The organism is Clostridium sp. UBA5119, assembly GCF_002414285.1.
Lineage (GTDB): Bacteria > Bacillota > Clostridia > Clostridiales > Clostridiaceae > Clostridium_J > Clostridium_J sulfidigenes.
Map to the genome: position 1 here is coordinate 31,157 of NZ_DHYX01000042.1, position 1,776 is coordinate 32,932.

The following is a 1,776-nucleotide window of genomic DNA, read 5'->3' on the forward strand; positions in this document are numbered from 1 at the left end:
AAGAAAAAAATAGGAGGAATTAAAATGGAAATTATAAAAGGAATGGGATTACTAATTTTAAGTTTAATTATGTTTTCAGTATTTAGTTTAAAAATGCCAAAAGGGCAAAAGGCTATGTCTGGACTTGCAAATGCAGCTGTAGCAACATTTCTAATTGAGGCAATTCACAAGTATATAGGGGGAGATCTATTAAAGGTTAAATTCTTAGGTGAAGTAGGTAGTGCCTCTGGAAGTATGGGAGGTGTAGCTGCAGTAATATTGGTAGCATTAAACATGGGATTAAACCCAGTATATGCAGTTGCAGCTGGGGTATCAGTAGCAGGATATGGTATTTTACCTGGATTTATAGCAGGCTATATAGTAGGATTAGTTGGACCATATTTAGAAAAAAAATTACCAAAGGGATTAGACGTTATTGTTGGAACTTTAGTAATTGCAGTTTTATCAAGAGTCATTGCTGGTGTAACAGCACCTGTTGTCGATTCTACCTTAGGTAATATAGGAAATATGATAGCTATTGCAGCTGAACAATCTCCTCTTCTAATGGGCTTTTTATTAGGGGGAATAATTAAAGTAATTTGCACATCGCCTCTAAGTTCCATGGCATTGACAGCGATGCTTGGATTACAGGGACTTGCTATGGGAATAGCATCTATAGCTTGTGTAGGAGGATCCTTCACAAATGGTATGGTATTTAAAAGACTTAAGCTTGGTGATTCAAGTAATGTAATGGCAGTAATGTTAGAACCATTAACTCAAGCAGATATCGTAACAGCTAATGCATTACCTATCTATGCATCAAACTTCTTTGGTGGAGGATTAGCAGGAATTGCAGCTGCACATTTTAACATTATAAATAATGCGCCTGGAACTGCATCACCAATACCAGGGTTATTAGCACCTTTTGGATTTAATAATCCTTTAAATGTTATCTTTGCTATTGTTTTTGCTATAATCGGTGGAATAATAGCTGGATATCTAGGATCTACAATAACTACTGTAATAAGAAAATATAAAAAAGTTGAAATAGGTTCAGATGTGATTTAACATTTAATACCACGGGGTCAGNNTTATGGGTGGGGGTCTGACCCTGTTGCATTTTATTCCAAATAGTTGCTCATTATGGTGTAGAGTATTATAATAAGTAAGAAAACAAAATATAAAAAATAAAGCGATTTATTTTTTTTGGAGGAATTTAATAATGAAAAAAGTAATTACCTACGGCACATTTGATTTATTACACTATGGTCATATAAACATATTAAAGAGAGCTAAGGAGCAAGGAGACTATTTAATAGTAGCTTTATCAACAAATGAGTTTAATGAAGTTAAAGGTAAGAAGTGTTATTTTCCATATGAAGAGAGAAAAAAATTATTAGAAGCAATTAGATATGTGGATTTAGTTATTCCAGAAAATAATTGGGAACAAAAAATTAATGATATAAAAGAATTTCATGTAGATACTTTTGTAATTGGAGATGACTGGAAAGGAAAGTTTGATTTCCTTAAAGAATACTGCAAAGTTATATATTTAGGCAGAACTCCTGAAATATCAACAACTAAAATAAAACAGGAGCTAGGTCTAGGACAAGTTGCAATAGGAAAATAACATACATTAGAATGGGACTAGTTGTTGATTTGCTAGTCCTTATTTTATTGTATAAAATACAAATAAAGCAGTATAAGTTAAATAAGGAAAATTAAACACAAAGATAAAAGTTAAATTATTATTAGAGTTTTTATACATAGGATTTGCATTAACAGAGTTCTTAGCTT

At 32.1% G+C, this 1,776-nt stretch carries 2 protein-coding genes; both read left to right on the forward strand.

The features are described from left to right. Positions 1 to 24 precede the first annotated feature (24 nt). Positions 25 to 1,047, forward strand: coding sequence for a PTS sugar transporter subunit IIC (locus B2671_RS06285; RefSeq protein ID WP_346869637.1), 1,023 nt, complete (start codon positions 25 to 27; stop codon positions 1,045 to 1,047). A 154-nt stretch (positions 1,048 to 1,201) separates the two neighbouring features. Next, the gene (gene tagD, locus B2671_RS06290; RefSeq protein WP_346869638.1) at positions 1,202 to 1,609 is read left to right on the forward strand and encodes a glycerol-3-phosphate cytidylyltransferase; all 408 of its coding nucleotides are present in this window, start codon (positions 1,202 to 1,204) and stop codon (positions 1,607 to 1,609) included. The last annotated feature ends 167 nt before the right edge of the window (positions 1,610 to 1,776 follow it).